The 18,132-nt window shown below is 46.1% G+C and carries 18 protein-coding genes; 11 read left to right on the top strand and 7 right to left on the bottom strand.

Going from position 1 to position 18,132, the window contains the following annotated elements:
- Positions 1-10: 10 nt before the first annotated feature.
- From AM1_RS03300 to AM1_RS03315, 4 genes are all read left to right on the top strand, one after another.
- On the top strand, positions 11-652 hold the full coding sequence (locus AM1_RS03300) for an NfeD family protein (protein ID WP_012161376.1): 642 nt from the start codon (positions 11-13) through the stop codon (positions 650-652).
- A gap of 101 nt (positions 653-753) precedes the next feature.
- Complete coding sequence (locus tag AM1_RS03305) at positions 754-2,106, top strand: flotillin family protein (protein WP_041658910.1); 1,353 nt, start codon at positions 754-756, stop codon at positions 2,104-2,106.
- Between the two features lie 2 nt (positions 2,107-2,108).
- Positions 2,109-3,620 carry a flotillin family protein gene (locus AM1_RS03310; protein WP_012161378.1) on the top strand — a complete coding sequence of 504 codons (1,512 nt, stop codon included), beginning with the start codon at positions 2,109-2,111 and terminating at the stop codon, positions 3,618-3,620.
- A gap of 128 nt (positions 3,621-3,748) precedes the next feature.
- A complete protein-coding gene (locus AM1_RS03315) occupies positions 3,749-6,253 on the top strand; it encodes a hypothetical protein (protein ID WP_041658913.1) in 2,505 nt (834 codons plus the stop codon).
- A gap of 17 nt (positions 6,254-6,270) precedes the next feature.
- Here the strand turns inward: AM1_RS03315 and AM1_RS03320 are convergent, their stop codons facing one another.
- Complete coding sequence (locus AM1_RS03320) at positions 6,271-7,278, bottom strand: hypothetical protein (RefSeq protein ID WP_012161380.1); 1,008 nt, start codon at positions 7,276-7,278, stop codon at positions 6,271-6,273.
- A 563-nt stretch (positions 7,279-7,841) separates the two neighbouring features.
- Between AM1_RS03320 and AM1_RS03325 the strand changes: the two genes are divergently transcribed.
- From AM1_RS03325 to tsaA, 3 genes are all read left to right on the top strand, one after another.
- A complete protein-coding gene (locus AM1_RS03325; protein ID WP_012161381.1) occupies positions 7,842-8,141 on the top strand; it encodes a DUF4282 domain-containing protein in 300 nt (99 codons plus the stop codon).
- A 276-nt stretch (positions 8,142-8,417) separates the two neighbouring features.
- Complete coding sequence (locus AM1_RS03330) at positions 8,418-9,149, top strand: TrmH family RNA methyltransferase (RefSeq protein ID WP_012161382.1); 732 nt, start codon at positions 8,418-8,420, stop codon at positions 9,147-9,149.
- Positions 9,136-9,909, top strand: a complete 774-nt coding sequence (tsaA, locus tag AM1_RS03335; RefSeq protein ID WP_012161383.1) for a tRNA (N6-threonylcarbamoyladenosine(37)-N6)-methyltransferase TrmO — start codon at positions 9,136-9,138, stop codon at positions 9,907-9,909. Before AM1_RS03330 ends, tsaA begins: the two co-directional genes overlap by 14 nt.
- An 18-nt stretch (positions 9,910-9,927) precedes the next feature.
- Here tsaA and AM1_RS03340 read toward each other — a convergent pair whose 3' ends face one another.
- Positions 9,928-10,812: an SH3 domain-containing protein gene (locus tag AM1_RS03340; protein ID WP_012161384.1), complete on the bottom strand. Its 885-nt coding sequence runs from the start codon at positions 10,810-10,812 to the stop codon at positions 9,928-9,930.
- A gap of 397 nt (positions 10,813-11,209) precedes the next feature.
- Between AM1_RS03340 and AM1_RS03345 the strand changes: the two genes are divergently transcribed.
- A complete protein-coding gene (locus AM1_RS03345; protein WP_041658916.1) occupies positions 11,210-11,698 on the top strand; it encodes a hypothetical protein in 489 nt (162 codons plus the stop codon).
- A 380-nt stretch (positions 11,699-12,078) separates the two neighbouring features.
- On the opposite strand, the gene AM1_RS03350 is transcribed toward AM1_RS03345, so the two are convergent.
- On the bottom strand, positions 12,079-12,486 hold the full coding sequence (locus tag AM1_RS03350; RefSeq protein ID WP_012161386.1) for a hypothetical protein: 408 nt from the start codon (positions 12,484-12,486) through the stop codon (positions 12,079-12,081).
- Positions 12,487-12,996: 510 nt separating this feature from the next.
- Between AM1_RS03350 and AM1_RS43875 the strand changes: the two genes are divergently transcribed.
- Both AM1_RS43875 and AM1_RS43880 read left to right on the top strand, forming a co-directional pair.
- The gene (locus AM1_RS43875) at positions 12,997-13,437 is read left to right on the top strand and encodes a class I SAM-dependent methyltransferase (protein WP_148215664.1); all 441 of its coding nucleotides are present in this window, start codon (positions 12,997-12,999) and stop codon (positions 13,435-13,437) included.
- Positions 13,438-13,484: 47 nt separating this feature from the next.
- Positions 13,485-13,892, top strand: coding sequence for a class I SAM-dependent methyltransferase (locus AM1_RS43880; protein WP_315875442.1), 408 nt, complete (start codon positions 13,485-13,487; stop codon positions 13,890-13,892).
- 189 nt (positions 13,893-14,081) lie between these two features.
- On the opposite strand, the gene AM1_RS03360 is transcribed toward AM1_RS43880, so the two are convergent.
- The 4 genes from AM1_RS03360 to AM1_RS03380 all read right to left on the bottom strand — a co-directional run bounded on the left by AM1_RS03360 (position 14,082) and on the right by AM1_RS03380 (position 17,179).
- Positions 14,082-14,513: a hypothetical protein gene (locus AM1_RS03360; protein ID WP_012161389.1), complete on the bottom strand. Its 432-nt coding sequence runs from the start codon at positions 14,511-14,513 to the stop codon at positions 14,082-14,084.
- Between the two features lie 25 nt (positions 14,514-14,538).
- A protein-coding gene (locus AM1_RS39625) for an IS630-like element ISAcma29 family transposase (protein ID WP_148215665.1) occupies positions 14,539-15,671 on the bottom strand; the annotation gives its coding sequence in 2 pieces (ribosomal slippage) (positions 14,539-15,245 and positions 15,245-15,671; 1,134 coding nt in all).
- Between the two features lie 30 nt (positions 15,672-15,701).
- A complete protein-coding gene (locus AM1_RS03375; protein WP_012161392.1) occupies positions 15,702-15,884 on the bottom strand; it encodes a hypothetical protein in 183 nt (60 codons plus the stop codon).
- A gap of 95 nt (positions 15,885-15,979) precedes the next feature.
- Entirely contained in the window at positions 15,980-17,179 is a 1,200-nt protein-coding gene (locus tag AM1_RS03380) for a glutathione S-transferase family protein (protein ID WP_012161393.1), read from the bottom strand.
- Between the two features lie 172 nt (positions 17,180-17,351).
- On the opposite strand from AM1_RS03380, the gene AM1_RS03385 reads away from it, so the two are divergent.
- Positions 17,352-17,978 carry a TetR/AcrR family transcriptional regulator gene (locus tag AM1_RS03385; RefSeq protein ID WP_012161394.1) on the top strand — a complete coding sequence of 209 codons (627 nt, stop codon included), beginning with the start codon at positions 17,352-17,354 and terminating at the stop codon, positions 17,976-17,978.
- Positions 17,979-18,132 lie beyond the last annotated feature (154 nt).

Genomic DNA, 18,132 nt, shown 5'->3' on the forward strand with positions numbered 1-18,132 from the left:
GTACTCAGTAATGCTGACCCTGTATTGGTCTTGTTTTCTGATCGGTGGTGTTTTTGTTTTTCTAGCTGTTATTGGTGGTATTGATGGAGTTGAGTTTGAACTAGATGAGTTGGGACTAGACTCAGATGTAGAAATCTTTGATCAAAGATCTCGTTCCTCATCAACCTTCGATTCCATCTCTAAGAAACGCCGAAAGTTCCCCTTACTAGGTCTGTTTAGAAGCCTCAAATTCTGGACCTTTGGCAGTTGTTTTTTTGGCCTAACCGGCATTCTGCTGAGTGCATTACAAACCGGGATGCCAGCTCTAGCCATTACGCTGATCGCCATGGCAATGGGCCTGTTCTTTGGAACGGCCATGTCCGGGTTACTCCTGTACCTCCGACATCAGCAGACGGATAGCCTAATTAGCCATGATGATTTGGTGGGATTAGCAGGCACAGTTGAAATCCCTTTTGATGCCCAATCCCGAGGCAAAGTTCGCTTAAAAGTAAAGGGCAGCATCCTGGAAGTTGTGGCCTTTACCGATGGCAATCGTTCCTTTCAGCCCGGCGAGCAAGTGGTCGTCGTGGGTACCCAAGAGAACAGAGTTTGGGTCGTCTCTAGTGATTCGTTTAATCAGCCGCCAGATGCGTTGAGCAGCGGCCAAACCTGAGTTTTAGCGTTTTTTACAACACCTAGTAGCGAATTTCTGTTTTGTGTTGTCGTTACATTGTTGTGTTTTTTGACATGGTAAGTAGCAGGAAATTTCAATCTATGAGTGAGTCTGTCGATCAGCCCATTTGGGAGCAATCCCAATTGATTGCCCAAGTTGAATCCTCCCCTAGAGTGAATCGGGAGGAGCCTGGCCTTCCAACGGCGGTACCAATCGCGGGGGCCATTTTCGGTGTCATCCTGGTGGTTTGGTTCCTCAAGAATTTTTTGCGAATTTGCAATCCCAATGAAATCTTGATTTTATCGGGGCGCAAACATCGCACTAAAGAAGGGCAAACCGTTGGCTATCGGGTTATTTTTGGGGGCCGAGTGATTTCGATTCCCATCTTAGAATCTGTCAAAATCATGGACATGACTACCATGCCTGTCCCCGTTGAAGTCAAAAATGCCTATTCCAAGGGGGGGACACCCCTCGATATCCAAGCCATTGCCAACGTCAAAATCTCGAATGATCCGGCAGTCGTCGGCAATGCCATTGAGCGATTCCTCGATCGCGATCGCAAAGAGATACTGCGGGTGGCCCGAGAAACATTAGAGGGGAATTTGCGGGGTGTGGTAGCTTTGCTGACCCCCGAACAAATCAACGAAGACCGACTGGAATTTGCCGAACGCATTGCCCAGGACGTCTCGCGAGAACTGGCAAAGTTGGGATTACAGCTGGATACCCTCAAAATTCAGAGTGTTGCCGATGAGGTTGATTATCTCAGCTCCATCGGCCGGAGACAGATTGCCCAGATTGTTAGGGATGCTGAGATTGCCGAGTCCAACGCCATGGGAGAAGCCGAGCGGATCGAAGCCGACTGTCAGCAGCAGTCAGAAGTCGCTCAAACCCAGGCCCTAGCCGTTGTTCAGGAAAAACAAAACGAGCTACGCAAAATTAAAGCGGAGCTAGAACAGCGAGCCAAGTCTGAAGAAGAACGCACCATTGCTGCCGGGAAAGAAGCCCGTGCCCGAGCAGAACAACAACTCCAGGCAATGCGAGCTGATTTAGAGCGGTTGCGTTTAGAGGCAGATGAGGTGCTTCCGGCGGAAGCCCAGCGGCAGGCCAAAGCCTTGCAGGCCCGAGGAGAAGCAGCCAGCTTAGGGGAAAATGCCAAAGCGGCAGCCCAAGTCAACGATATGTTGTCCAAAGTCTGGGAAGAAACCGGAACGGATGCCTCAGAAGTCTTCTTAATTCAGCAAATTGAAATGGTGCTGCAACAGGCGGCAGAGATTCCCAATCGGGTCAAATTAGATCGCATCAATGTCATTGATAACGGTGATGGGCAGTCCATTGCCAGTTTGGTGAATGCTTACCCAGAAATGGTGCGACAATTCCTCGATCGAGTCGATCAAACCCTAGGCATTGACGTCACTGGCACCCTCAAAGCCCAGCATCAGGATAAAGGAGAATAGAAATGGAATTAGTGATTGTCCTATTGGGCGTGATGGGATTAGGAACGGGGGCCGTTGCTCTAGTTATCCGCAATCTCCTTTATATTTGTCAGCCCAGTGAAGTCCTCATCTTTGCGGGCAGTACCCAGCGGTCAGCAGATGGGAAGCGTATTGGTTATCGTCTCGTCAAAGGCGGTAAAAGTGTCCGTAAGCCCTTACTGGAAAGGGCATTACGCATGGACCTCACCAATATGATTATTGACTTGCGGGTCTCCAATGCCTATTCCAAAGGGGGTATTCCACTGCAGGTAGAAGGCGTCGCCAACATCAAAATTGCTGGGGAAGAACCCACCATTCACAATGCCATTGAACGATTGTTGGGTAAAAGTCGCAAAGAGATTGAGCAAATTGCCAAGGAAACCCTAGAAGGTAATCTAAGGGGTGTCCTAGCTAGCTTGACCCCTGAGCAGGTGAATGAAGACAAAATTGCCTTTGCCAAAAGCCTATTGGAAGAAGCGGAAGATGATTTAGAACAGTTGGGTTTAGTCCTTGATACCCTACAGATTCAAAATATATCTGATGATGTGCGCTATCTAGACTCCATTGGTCGCAAGCAGCAAGCGGATCTGCAGCGGGATGCTCGGATTTCGGAAGCGGAAGCCCAGGCTGAATCCACCATTAAAGCCGCCGAAAATGAACGGATTACCTCTCTCAAGCGGTTAGATCGCGACATTGGCATTGCCACTGCTGAAGCGGAACGTCGAATTCAGGATGCTAAAACCAAGCGAGGCGCGGTTGTGGCGGAAGCCGAAGCAGAGATTGCCTCAGAGCTAGCTCGAATTCAAGCAGAGATTCCGGTGCAGCAGGAGCGGATCAAACAGGTGGAACAACAGCTCCAGGCCGATGTGGTGGCCCCCGCCGAAGCGAAATGCAAACGCGCTATTGCCCGAGCCCAGGGGGATGCGGCCCAGATTATTGAGGATGGCAAAGCTCAGGCCGAGGGTACATTGCGCCTCGCAGAATCCTGGCAGAAAGCAGGGAGTAGCGCTCGCGATATTTTCTTATTGCAAAAACTGGAAGTGCTGCTCTCGACCCTAACCGCTACGGTGCCGGATGTGACGGTTCAAAATGTCACGGTTGTGGACACGACCAATGGTGGAGGCGCGACGAAAGCCGCTGCATTTCTAGAGCAGATTCGCCACACCACGGGTATGGATATTGCGGGTGCTGTCCAGAACATCGTCAAATCAGACCCGGCTCCCAAACCCATTGAGCCACAAATGACAGAGGACGATTTTGTGGCTTTGCGGGCTGATGTCCAGAATGTTCTGGGGATTGTAGCCCAATCAAAGCTGGGCGGGATTCAGGCCGAACGCTCTGTAGAGGCAGCAGTCAAAATGAACACTTCCCTGCAAAATCGACTTCAACGCGCTCTGCAGGCCGGAGGGGATGCTGCCATTGAAGCTCTCTTTGAGCATCCTGTGATTCGAATTCCCTCGCGAATTGTTGAGGCCTGGATTCAGGACGATGACTAATTCCTCTCCCGTCCTCGCTGTAAGGCATGAGGGCCATTGATATAGGCGGATAAGGGGCAAATTGTCCCATCGGCCAAAACCATTGGGAATACTAAGTTTGGCTGTCTCCGAACTTAGTATTCGCTTTTGTGAGCCGTTTAGACACTATTCTTCCTCCCTTAGCACCGGCAGGATCCACAGATGAATCGAGTCCTGTCGCGGAAGACCTAGCGTCACGGCTTGTATCCGATCGGATGCAAGCTTTTGAAGCGAGTCAAACCTCGTCTGACCTATCCCAGCCTTTTACTCTACATGCAGAAGAAGAGCAACGATTCCTCTGGCTAGGCATTCTAGCCAAAAATGCAACCTTTACGGCTAAAACCGCCGCAATCCTTTGGTTCTGCTCTGTTAAAGAGGCTGAAGTACTCCTGCAGCGATGGGTCGACCAGCAGATCCTAATCGAACAGCAATGGTCCCAGTCCAGCCTCAGCCCTTTTCAGCACATTTACCAACTCCCTGTCTCTTTACAGCAGGTTGCCTATACCGGTTTACTGCAACAACAGCTTGAAGCACGGGAAGCTCATGGGGCTCTGGTGGAACGCTATCAGGCCCTGACCCATAAACGGTTGTGGCATACCCTGGAAGATGATGGTTATATTCATGCCCATTTAACCTGGCACTTGCAGGCTGCAGATCGCTGTGATGAAATCCACATTCTTCTGCAGGAAGAAGCAGAATCCGGTGCAAATGGTTGGTATGAAGCTTGCGATCGCAACGGCTATACGGCTTTCTACTGTCGGGATGTGGACTTAGCGTGGCAGCTAGCAGAGGAGCAATACGAGCAATCCCCCACTCAATCCATTCAACTGCAGTGCCGCTATGCCATGATGACGGTTGCTCATCATCGTGTGGTTCGTCGACTACCAGCCCCTTTGATAGGAGCCTTTGTCCACCAACAAGTCTGGACACCTACCCAAAGCATTACCTTTTTTGAGCTAATTCAAGACTCTCAACATGAATTTGAGGTTCTGCAGAGCTTAATCCCAGCTCTGCCCACCACCTATCACCCCTATATCCTCTCGGTTATCCAACGTCAGTCTCATGCCGCCCACCAAGCGCAGTTATTGTGCCTTCTAGCGCCCCTATTGGAGGCAAGGCTGTTTCCGGAGCTGTTAAAAATCATCCGATCCTTACCGGCTGATTTTTACAAAGCGATTGTGCTACGTGAGATATCAGCCCAGATACCCACTTCTCTATTAGATCAAACCATCGCCATTACCCAAACCCTTTCCCCGTCGGATGAAATGGTTGCTGCCTGTGGAATTGTGACCCGTTGGCCCCAAACCACTTCCATTTACTTGAATCAGCTAATCAATCGCCAAACGGGTGAAATAGAAGAGAGTGTTTGTTCAGAATTCTTGGTGGCAATTGCACCGACGATTTCTAATGCTCAAAAAGCGCAGGTCTTGAAAGTAATCAATTCTATTGACCAACCCGCTACAAGGGCCAGGCTTCTCATTCACCTTCTTCCCCATCATCCTGGTCTGCTTTCGGTGACCTTTCGCACAGTATGTTCCATTAAGGATGAACGGTCTTGTGCATTCGCCCTCAGCAAAATTGTTCCATATTTAAGTGAAGTTGAAATTCAACTTGCTTTGAACATATTGGAAAAGTTTGAGGATCCACTGGCCTACAGCACTGTCCTTCCCCCCATTTGCGAACATCAATTTGCAGCTAACATTACGACCAAACTGCTCAAAATAATCAACACTTTGCCGGATGAACTAGACCGGGGGCAAGCGCTGGGAACTCTTTACCCCCATTTCTCCCCATCGGTCCAAAGCGAAGTGCAAGGTCAGATTAGTGCTTTCACCAATCCAACGGCAAAAGTACTCTCCATTTGCCAACTGGCCAGTACAGAGACATCTAATCTGCCCACGGCACTTCACTGGCTGTCGCAATGCCAAGATAGCCAGATTCAATTTCGGGCCTACTGGACTTTGAGTCAACAGCGTCCCAAACTGCTGCCTGCGGCATTGACAGCGGCCTGCCAAATCACCGATATAGATGCCCAGATATTGGCCTTCCAGCAGTTAGCCCCTCTGTTAACCCATGAGCAGATTCAGCATGTCTTAGCCATTGCTCAAAAAGTAACCAGCAAAGACAAACAGCAGAGAATCCTTGAAATTGTGATTCCCTACTGTTCTCCAGGATTACTGTTAAACATTCAGGCACTGAGGAGCCCACACCCTAAGAATCAGGTTTATACATCGGTCTTAAGTACCCTTAAGGCTCAACTGACCTCCTCAGCGTTGAAATTAAGTCCATGGGAAGCCAGAAAAAGGACCCTGGATTCTCTCAATGCCATGCTTCCCAATGACCTATTGGCCCAGACCCTGGCTGCAACCTTTGAATTTACCGATAAAGTCGATCGAGCCAAGTCCTTAAGCCGATTGCTTCCTCAAATTCACCCTTCGCAGATCGATTATTCTCAGTGGTGTAAAATCCTACACCAATTGACCGCACTCGATTACGATACTTTTCTTCTCAATATTCCCAAGCTCAGTCCATTGATGGAATATTTAGCAAGGCCCGAGATTCTCCACTGCACTGTGCAAAATATGGAGTTGATTCATCGGCAGTGGAAGCACTAGTTAGAACCACCCGCTTCCTAACTGAAATAGACCTTATATTTGTTGTAGAGCGCAATTCCTGGAATCACAGTCCCAAATTCCTTCACCCGTTTATATTTTTTGGGATTATATTCATTGCGTAGATTTTGGGCGACGGTAAAGTGTCGATACCACTCTTCAAGCAGTACTACTAACTCCTGAAATTTAGGGTAAGCCGTTTTATATTTTTCTTCTAAAGCGACATACTGCAGCATACGACCAAAGGTTTTGGGATTAACCAAGGATTCTGGCATGCCGATAATTTCACCCAACCGTTGAAAGGTTTCATAATGGGCAATCACTTCCGTATTGAGGATGCCTAAGTCATGTAAGTCCAATCGATCTAATCCATCAATAATATTGGCTACCGTATTGAGCATGGAATAGTTGGTCATTTTATGGCGTTTGAAGGAACGCAATAACCGAAATCCAAACCGATGCTTAGTGATAGTTTCTAAATTTTGATGATATTGCTGTAGTACTTCTTTCCCCACCTCTGTGCGGAGTTGCGGTTGGACCTCAACAAATTTGGTATTTAAGCTATCCAGAAATTCGGCTTGGGGGACATTACTTTGAAATAATGTCTCAACATAGTCATAAAGGAGCGCATGTTTTGAACCATAGAACTTAAACTCCATGCGTTCCAATGCCACGAATGTATTTTTGGCAGAAATACCTGCATGCAGCAGTTGTAGGTAGCGGTCTAGATTCTCATATCCCTCATGGCCTTCCGCAAAAGCGCGCTTGAGCTTCACAAAAGCGAGGAATTCAGGATTACCATATTTGCCATTGTCAATAGACAATGCTCGCTTTACCAATTTATTTATTGCCTGCAAAGCATCCGTATGGGTTTTAAGGACTCGCTCAGGGACTTCTTCTCTCTTGTGCCTTTTGAACAAAGAGCCCACACGCTCTGTCATACTCCGATCACCGACTAGTGGCCGATTCCACCAAGCTCGGTGTGGTTTTTGCTGCTGTGTACTATTTTCTTGGTCTAAAAAAGCCATAGTGGATACCTATTCGCCATCTTCTTCTCTCATCAATTAAGAACCCCATCACGGGATAGTCAGAGAGGAGCACTCAGATATGTGGAGCTTGGGAAGCTACCCAACGATTCCCAATTTAAGATACACAGATTTTAATGAGAACTATCATGAGTACTGTAATGATAGAAAATCAGGATTTATTTATCAATCTAGAGAAAAGTATATTTACTTTATTTTAAATCTGAGATGAATTATCTAAATCACCTTTTTTTGTTTTTGCAATCCACGCAGTTTCTCTAAATAACCAGTCTGATTAAATTGATAGTTAACCCCATCGCTCAGTTTTTATCCTCAGCATAAATTATTCAAATGACTTAAACATAGTGATTATGCATGAGTCAATCAGCCACTATTCTTCAACAAAGATACAGAAAAATCGATGAATATTTATATATAAATACATATCATTAGATTTTTTTGGGTTGAACCCTTAGATAGTAAAAAAACTATTAAAATAGCACGATCTATCCTTTTTTTTCTAATAATAGAGGCCAAAATATAAAGCCAAGTGAGGATAACTTAATATGGCCTCTCGAAAGGGATTCTTTGCTAAGCTCTTTGATCTGTCTTTCTCCGAATTTATTGCGATTCAAATCGCAGGGGTCCTTTATGGGATCGGTATTTTATTTATCGGTTTATTTGCTTTAGCCATTTTATTTGGAGGTTTAAGCCAAGGTGCGCTACCCGCTATTGGGGCTTTGATTGTTGCTCCCCTCGTTTTTATGCTGAATATTATTTTCTTCCGAATTACTTTAGAAGCATTTATTGCTTCAATTAGAACAGCTGAAAATACCAGCCGTATTGCAGGGTCAATTAATCGCTAGTCTCCAGAATTTTCTGCCTTTGCATACTCATAGATTGCTATTGCATACTCACGCCAATTCTCTCAAATCTATAAAACGGAATCTTGATTTGCCTAATTTTAGGTTCCGTACTGTTGAGGATGATGTTAAAAGCCAGAAAAGCCGATTAAGGAGATGAATTTGAAACGCAATGGCAGTAATGCCTGGGTAGATCGTGCTAGCGTCAATAGGCAGAGAGTATCCAGTATTAGGATTAATGCCGTGTACTCCTTGTGACAAGGCAAACGTTCTATCTTCATGCAGTTTTCATTCATCCTGGTTGAATCAGAAGTTCCAGAGAACCTCGGGGCTGCCGCCCGAGCTTTGAATACCATGGGCCATACGGATTTGCGGCTAGTGCGACCCCGATGCGATCGCAACTCTGAAAAAGCCCAAGTCCTGGCCCATGGTTCCCAAGCTGTCTTGAGTGCAGCTCCCATTTATCAGAATTTATCCGACGCGCTGCATGACATTGATTTTGCCTGCGCCACTACCGCCCGCCATCGCTATGAGAAGTATCAGTATATTTCTGTCCGGGAGGTGCCCCAACGCTTACAGGCAAAGGGAGAGACTCTGCAGCAGGTTGCTTTTGTGTTTGGGGGAGAACGGTCGGGATTGAATCGACACGATATCGATTGCTGCGATTTGATCACGACCATCCCTCAAGGGAATCCCTATCCGTCCTTGAACTTAGCTCAGGCAGTGATGGTGTACAGCTTTATGCTGTCTGAGTCGGCGGTACATATTAAAGACCAGCGACTGAATCGTACCCCCATGCCCCCGCTAGAATATGCCAATCTCAAACACTCTTCTCTTCAGCTTATGGAGCGCATCGGCTTGGCCGAACGCTATCAGAAGTACGTTACTCGCGGTTTAGCCCGATTGGGAACTGAAGATCTATATTTATTGCATAATATTCGAGCCTGTATTGATCGCACCTTAGATCACCTGGAAGCCAAGCAGGGGAATCATCACCATGCCGATTCCTGATCCCTTTGCCCACTTGGATACAGTATCTTTAACCCCGATTGCCTACATTCGATCTTGTTACCCTGAACGATTTGGCATTCCCCGACAGGCAGGCTTGGTGGAGTCTGCCAAAGCAGCCATTGTCTTTCCCAACACGGATTTGCATTGGCATTCATTGCGAGGGATAGAGAGCTTTTCCCACATCTGGGTGATCTTTTTGCTGCATGGTCAATCCTTTACCAAGTTTCGTCCCCTGGTGCGTCCCCCCCGTTTGGGTGGAAATAAAAGCATGGGAGTTTATGCAACTCGCAGCCCCAATCGTCCGAATCAAATTGGATTAAGCGCAGTGCCTTTAGATCAAGTTGAGCAGACCTCAGAGGAAATTCTGCTCCATATTCATGGCGGAGACTTCTTAGATGGCACACCCGTGTTAGATATCAAACCCTATGTACCCTATGCAGATGCAATCCCATCTGCAACCAGTGCTTGGGCTGATGATGCGGATCCACTTTTGCCGGTGGTATGGAGTCCCGAAGCAATGGCCAGCCTGACCTCAGCTTTAACTCGTGATTTTCAGGAAACCCAACAGGTAATTTCAGAGGTGATTGCCCAAGATCCTCGTCCAGGCTATGAGCGCAGGAAAGATGGTCAGGCGGGGCAAGAGTGGAATATGCGCCTAGCTGGGTTAGATATTTTTTGGAAAGTAGAAGCAGGAACAGCGATTGTTACTCGACTCTTTCCTGTATCCAGTTCTGACCCTATCCCTAAACCTCAGCCTTGAGTCTGAGTTCGGATTCCATTAACGACATAAAGCAGGGGCGAAATCTTGCTGCCCTCTTCCCTGATGGCACAGATAACGACCACCTGCCCATTCAATTGCCCAAATTTGATTCTCTTTTACGAGATCAACCCGAATCTGAGAGGCGAGTACCGAATCATCCGAGCAAGCCTCTCGCTTAGATTGACCACTCTTGATGACAACCGTTACTTTTGAAGCACTATAGTTTGTTGTCTTGACTTCAGTGGGTTTACATTCACCTGAGCTAGGGAACCCAGACAATTTTAAGGCAACAGTAGGGGCATCGGCGAGCCAAGATTCTTGTCGTTGCTGAGCAGCAGCATAGGTTTGATTAAAGGAAGCGAGCCAGGGATCCGCCTCAAAGTTGTAAGGGCGATAGTCTTGTCTGGGCAATAGGGAAACCGTGGATTGAGCAATAAAGTCTTCGCGAATCCAGCCTTCTGCCTGGGACTGATTAAAACGGAGATAGTACCAGATGGCATCTCCTTCTCCTTTCGCTGTTTGGAGTAGGGTGACCGCATCCCCTTTGTAGCCAAAATGCTTGGCTTTGGAGCGAGTGGACGGTTGTGATCGCACATTAATACGGGAATCCGGATCTTTGCTCACGAGTTGGGCGGGTACAGGCGTAATTTTTTCGGCGATGTAAGTGACCTCTCGGATTTCGCCTTCATCAGGGGAAGATGAAGAACTCTCAGGTTTGCCGATTTTGTCTAATTCTTGACTGAATGGACCAGATTGGCCTGCCCCAGATTGTTGGCGGCCAGCTTGAGTCTCAATGCTGGGTGAATTCGTATCGGCCGAAGTTTGTTGGCAAGCTTGAATGGATAACCCCAAACCAAAGAGGCAAAGGAGCAACACAAAGCTAAATCTTTGATTCCGTTTCATTGCCAACCATCTCAAAGCTGAATTTCATGTTCACAGTATAAAATTAATCCTTATTTTTGCCGATGACAAAGATCACTACAAAGTGTTAAACCACTATTAGGCCCTATTTTTGTCATCTTCAAACGGTACCGAATTCCAATTCTTTTTGTGTAGGGAAATTACCACAATTCGGGAATTATAAGTGTAGAGAGTTTAAGAATTATTTTTTGGATTGAAGGGTTGCCTTAAAGCTTAGGCAGTCGAGTATATATACTTAATTTTTTGACTGAGCTGGAATTTCCATCTTCTTTAATATGGACAATAAATGTAATTTATTGCATTATTTTTTCTTGCTCATTTAACTTTAATCCCAAACCACTAAATCATCTCTATTCAATGATGAGCAGGTGAGCAATTTATGGAGAGAAACCTCTTTGAAATATCATTGAGCCAATTCTCAGATTTTTCTATCTATGGAATAGGTGTTTCAGTTCTCGGATATCGGCCGTTTCCAAATGGACTGTATCGTGTAACGCTTTGGATAACTATATTTTTTATTCCTATATTCCCTTTAACATCACGGGTTGTCCGTCCCTTCAAATTTCAAGATAGCTCTGTCAATCGGGTATTTATTGGCGATAGTTTTGGATTCGATATTATTGGTCAAGAACCCTTACATTTACCCAACGTAATACGGACTTATATTCTAGGCTGGAGTTTAGCTTTATTAGCTTTAGCACCCGTCGTACTCTGCATTCGACATGGGCAAAACTATTGGCCGAATGGTGGTTCACCTGAGTGGTTTGTTTTTCTAACGGTTACTAGCATTATTTGGCCTATCCTCATCCTAGGATTTCTCAATCATCGAAAAAATCAGATTCATGAAGGGCTCATCAGAAAAGAATAATTCTTCTCTGAATTGTCTCGATCTCTATTGAATAATGCTCAAGGCAGGGTTCGCTTTATTTCGGTTGTAGAATAAAGCCTGGTTGACAGGATTAGAGAAATATATGATTTTGTGAAGACAGTACTGAAATACCAGATGTTGACCGAACGTTCATAAATAGGATAACCAACTCAACACTCATATTCAGTTTTTTCAAGACGTCGTAGCTTTCCGTTAGGCGAAAGCGTAGTCATGGGTGACAGGGCATTGGAGTCGGCATGCTGCATTCATCTTCCAAATCGGTGTTCAGCAAGGTGAGAAGAACCAGCTGATCGAACATGAGTAATGTCAAAGCTTCACAAATGGCGGCAAACGTTTTATCAATGGACTGGATGCTTAGATTAATCGGGTTGGCTCAGCCCTTCTAGTTGATTATCCAAACTGGCCAGATAGCTGGAATCTTGAAGGGTTTCAGCAGAGAGGCGATTCGTTTTGACTGCAGCCTGGGCCACATCTACAGCGGTAATTCGTCCAATCCGATAATCTCGAATCAACCGACTCGCTGCAGGCACACCTTCCTCCGTAAACCAACCTTGGTATGCCATATATGCCAAGTTGAAGGGAGATAATTGGCGCGCTACTGGATTTTGGGTGGCAGCGACTTTCACAATTTTGCTTGCACCGTGGGAACCTTGGGTAATAATTTTTCGCTGGGTGGGGTCAGCCATTGCAGTGGTTGCGCTAAATCCAACAGCCAAAGCTGCAAGGCCAGCAAATGCCTTCTGAGTTAAAGCTCTAACGTTTTTCATAAGGTCTTTCTCCATCTCGATGTTTTCAATTTACGAGGGGAGTCTGAGTAAGGTCTGATGCAATACTGTGGCAATTCCAGGAAGTTCCTGAATAATCTAAGAGAGTATCCTGAGAAATCTGAGGATGGTATGGATTACTGAAGTTTTGTCCTATTAGAAGAACTATTTAGTCTGTAGAAGAAGAGGCATTATTGGTTAGGATGAAGTACTCATACCTAATAAGATTTATAGATAGAAAATGCAAGAAGAAAGGCTGTCTAAGAGCTAGTATTTGGGTCTCTATATATCTCCAATACCATTGGAATTTGTGTTGATGGTAGGAGATGGATGCCCTACTGGAAGCACAAATCTGATGCGTTTTGATTTCATCTCTGAGGGAATGGGCTGGCTCACAAGACCTCTTGCAATATTCGCTTCATGATGTGTTACTTACGCTAAAAATGTCGCGATCCGACTTGAATTTTAAGTCCTCTAGCATATCATTAGTTGAATTATGCAAGAGGTCTACAGTTGCTATTAGACTCAATGAGGTTGAAATATACTGTGCTGTTTAAGATAGGAATAACCCAAAAATTTGACATAAAAAATATTGGGGAAAATACCGTGTTTAAAATAAGGGATGACGTTAGTTTTACTGCCAAAAAAATGGCTGCTGGCCGTGCATATAAAACGAGAAGATCGGATGCATTATTCATTGATCTCTTTGCTGAGAAACTAGCAGGCAAAGAGGTTCTAGAAAATGTAATTCCCCGGCTAGAAGCAGATAACAAAGCGGGAAGGCCTTTAACCTCAATTCGAACGCGTTACTTTGATGACTTGAGCCTAGAGCATTCTCAAAATATCCGGCAAATTGTCCTGTTAGGGGCAGGTCTGAATACCCGAGCTTTACGTATGGAATGGGCCTCTGGCACTCATCTTTATGAGATTGATCAAAGTAACATATTGACCTAGAAGAATCAGTTCTAGAGAATATTCAGCCTACTTGTAATCGGCATGTAATCGCAGCTGATTTAAAAGACTCTCTTTGGTCTGAGATGCTAATTACACAGGGCTATCAACCTTCAAAACCGTCAATTTGGCTCCTGGAAGGGGTTTTATATTATCTGAACGAAGAAGAAGTTCATAATTTGCTGACAACCATCACAACTTTGTCTGTTAAAGGAAGTTGGTTCGGGGCTGATGTTATCAACTCTGTAATAATGAACGGCCAGCATGACTGGGCTAAGTATTGGCTGTCCTGTTGTGATGATCCAGAGTCTTTCTTTGAACAGTATGGTTGGCAGACCTCAGCGATTCAACCAGGTGATGAGGGTGCTTCGTTTGGCCGCTTCACATGCCAGTTTTCAGATCCTAGTCTTATTGATAAGCCTCATCTGTATTTTATAGCTGCCTGTAGGCAAGAGTAGTTGCACTCTAATTGGAATAGCTTGCCTTCAACATTTCCCCAAATTTGATTGGTAGGTTGGTGGTGGAGTTCCTTTTGAACTCCCTTATCTATGACTTAGTACAGAAGGCTATCCTCCCCCTAAAGATGCTGTGCTTTAGGGGGTTCTCTACATTTGGCTGAACTTGATAGGTGTCTACTGGGGCAACCTTTACCTCTCCATGAAGCGTTGAATGCGATCGCGTTGCGTAACATCCTTTGACACCACACTGAACTGCATGGTGGTATTGCCTTTCCCCTGAAACGTCTCATAGTTATAGAGCTGGCCTTGATACCAACGATAGGTATCACCATCGGCATGGGTTTTGGTTAGACTTGCAGCCCGAAAGTCGGCCAGAACGGCCTGTCCCCAGATGGATTGAATCAGCTTAGCTCCTTTGCCCTGCTTGCCTTGCCCAAATTCAATCGAACTAGAACAGCCTGACTTCCCCTCCCAGTAACAGGCAGGTCGGTAGTCTATGTTTTCCATTTTGACCTTCCTCGCTGGATCCAAGAAGACGGTGAGATGAACTGTGCCATCCATCGCCTCAAACGAGACATCGAGGTCGGATTGATCTGGCTCGTACTTTTGGGTGGTCTGCAACGGGAGGACTTTGACTAGTATTCCGTCAAAGATTTATTGATGGGTAAAGTCTGTGTAATTTGACCCTGGCATCTTGCGTCGTGAACCGCCAGTCAATCCATGTTCCCTTTTGGTTTCGGTGCTCATTCCAAGCCCTCACATGCTTTTGTAAGGTTGGAAAATCAGCAATGCGTTGATCTAAACATTGACGAGACAGGATACTTAATTCAATCTCAGCCATATTGAGCCAGCTTCCATGTTTGGGGGTGTAGAAAAATTCGAACCGAGATAAAAGTCTCCTGGCTTCTTCAGGTTCAAAAGCTTTGTAGAGTGAGGAGGGAGAGTGAATATTGAGATTGTCTTGAACCAGCGTGAGGGTGTGGGCCTCAGGGTAAAACACATCCACTAATTCTTTGAGTAGATGAGCATAGTCAATGGCAGTTCGTCGTTGAGTTACTTTCACATATCGCGTGCCTACTATTGGCTCACACAACATAAAGAGATTGGCTGTGCCCTTACGTTCATACTCATAGTCAACACGTTCGGGTTGACCACGTTGAGCCGCGATGGGTAGAGTGATTTCCTCAACCAATTGCTTGGTGGCTTCATCCAGACAAATCAAAGGATTCCTCAAGTCATAAGGACGCTCATAAACCGTTAAGAGCTCCTCCATCCGCCAGACAAATTCTGCATTCTGCTGTGGGGGGATGACCCAACAGGTCTTTCGCCAAGGCTGCAACTCGTTTTTTTTAGAGTTTGTCGGACACTCTCATGACTGAGGTGGTCGATGTAGCCTAATTCCACCATCTGGTCTGCGAGTAAGCGTAATGTCCAGCGAGCATGACCAACGGGGGGTTCACTGCAGCGTAAGGCAATCAGATGAGCTTCTTGTTCTTCTTGTATTTTTCGCTTTCGACCTGCCCCAGAACGTTGATTGATAGCAGCTTCAAGGCCTTCTTCCACAAATCGCATACGCACCCGCTCAATTGTGCGTATGCTGACACCTATCGCTTCATGAATTTCTCGATCACAGCAACCACCATGAGTTTGGTTAGTATCCGCTTTCAGAAGAATGCGGGCATGATTGATTTGCCGAGCACCTCGTTTTCCCGTGAACGTGAAATTCTTGAGATACTGTTGCTCTGGCTCACTCAGAGTGACGATGTACCGTTTACCCATGACGTTCTCCTAGAATGCGTCCATTTCATTCTAGAAAATATACCTGTCAGTCTTTTCTTGACTGAACAATAGCCCAGCATCAGCTTGAGCTGCATAGTTTTGGGATGACCAACGCGTGACTTCAGCTTTGGTCATCCCCGGGAAGGCTTGTGCTGATGAGATGGTGCTGCAGGATGCGATCGCAACCACCAATCCCGTCCAAGCTTTATGCATCGTCCTCTACCCCAGTCACTATCTCGGTTTTAATAGCCCTAGAGCACGATCACAAGGATACCGATCACACAGGCCACAGCATTCTGCCCAGCGATTTATGCCTTGGCAAAATTGGTGGGGTCTTGGTCACGGCGGTGACGCACAGGGATAGGTGTCCCCTGACGATTGCCCACAAGAGCGGCTGTTGCTTCCAGGGATTCCTTCAAACGCTTAGCTGCATAGATGGACATATCACGTGGAACACTGATGCGATCGCGCAAGTAACGCAAGCCAAGATCCGAGCCAGAGGGAGGCGTGCAAACTTCACCCGTAATCAAATGAGTGAGAGCACAGCGCAGAGCTTCGTCAATTAACTCATCCTTGGTCGGATTGACCTTAATAATATTCTCGTGATGCTTCACCACTCGATGTAATGCTTCCGCCCGAGAGGTTTCGGGTTCTGGATAGGTCACATCCGGCAATTCTGACCAAGGACCATTATCCACTCGACTCATATTGATGGGCGTCTGTGGATCGTTGTTCTTATAGCAACCGCCCATCTGCGGGGGTAAATCATGGGCATGGGTGTGGAAGTCGCTTTGAGTCCCCCGATAAGTAGGCCGACTTTCCATGGCATCAAACCAATCCGAAAATCGGGGATTTTCTTCCCGTAACGAGTAGCCCTTGTAGTAGTAGAGGCTAGCGTTCATACGTTCGACATAGGGGGTAAAAATTGCGTCTGCAGTGCCAAATTCTTCCAAAAAGTAAGGTCCAGGGGTTTGGCTTAGAGCAGCTTCGACCTTTTTTACCACGCTGACAAACTGCTCTCGATTCCGCTGATCTTGTCGAGGACGGGAGGGATAGCACAACCAAGTACACCAGGCCCGAAACAGTAATCGCTCCAGTTGGCGCAAAGGCATAACTGCCGGGTCTTGCATACCTTTGCCTAGAGGACCAAACTCTTTTTCTAAGGCAATTAAGATATCATCACTCTCGGTGATCACCTGACCCTTTAGCTCTAGAGCGGGCAACATCCCCGAGGGTACTATCTGCTTATACCATCGCTCTTTTTCCCCGTAACAAAACATCGTCACTTTTTCGATCCGATAGGGGATCTGCTTCTCTTCTAGCCATAGCCAAATTTTTTGGCAGTAGGGACACCAGGCGTGATTGTCACGGAAGAGTGTAACCTTTACATCGTCTTCGGATTGACCAAACAAACGCAGACAGGATTGGGCATTGGTTGGACCGTTCACAGGATCCAAATGGAAGTCAGTACGGTCAGCTAATTCAGACCAGCTCAGGGGAGTACTCATAATGAATTTAGGGGAACACAAGGCTATCGGATTATAAAGGGTTCTGAGGTTAATGTGTACAGAATGACTATCCCATTTGGCTTTACCGAAATTTAAACTTTTGCAACAAGATAAGGTCACTCTATTGTTGGCTTACCTAGAATATTAACGAACGTACGTTCAGTTTGTAGGAATGCCCATTTTGGAGATTACTCAACCCAAACGTTCTTATCGTCGCGATGGGAAACAAGCCATCTTAGATGCGGCCCTTGAGTTGTTCACCCGCCAAGGTTACGAAGAAACTTCAGTTGAGGATCTACGCAAAGCTGCAGGATTTAAGTCAAAGGCGAGTCTCTATGCACATTTTGAAAGTAAAGAAGCGGTTGCTGAAGCATTATCTGTACATATTTTTAAGCTGACCGAGCGTCAAATTCTGATTGATTACGAAGAGGCAGGTACAGATCCGCTTGAGATTCTAATCGCAATTACCAAAGGTGTTATCCGATGGGGGCTTGAGCATCCTAAAGAATATACCTTTCGGTTTATTCGGACTCAGCAGAATCGACTGATTCAAGGCCAATATGACTATGCGACCGGTCAGTTCTCAATTGCTTATGGCAAAATGCTGAATTTACTCCAATATCTACGCCAGCACTATCCCGTCCGCCCGATTGCAGATGAAGCTCTAATCAGTGTGACTCTGGGATTAATCAGTCGATCCGTGATTGATCGGGAAGCCTTTGGCAATATCAGTCTTGAGGAACAGGTCAACCAAGTGTTGGAACTCTGTATGGGCATCTTTTTCTATGAACCCATCTGATGGGTCGAGACCGGCTTTGCATCATTATCCCCATCTGTATAACCCTGATTTTGTCAGTAAAAAGAATAGATTTTTTAGCCTTTTCATAGCTGTTTGTTCATGAAAAAGCTTTTGGTGAGTGTTGTCTTGCTTCACTGAGCAATAGCTCGCCCTG

Origin of the sequence: Acaryochloris marina MBIC11017, from assembly GCF_000018105.1 — a bacterium.
Taxonomy (GTDB): domain Bacteria; phylum Cyanobacteriota; class Cyanobacteriia; order Thermosynechococcales; family Thermosynechococcaceae; genus Acaryochloris; species Acaryochloris marina.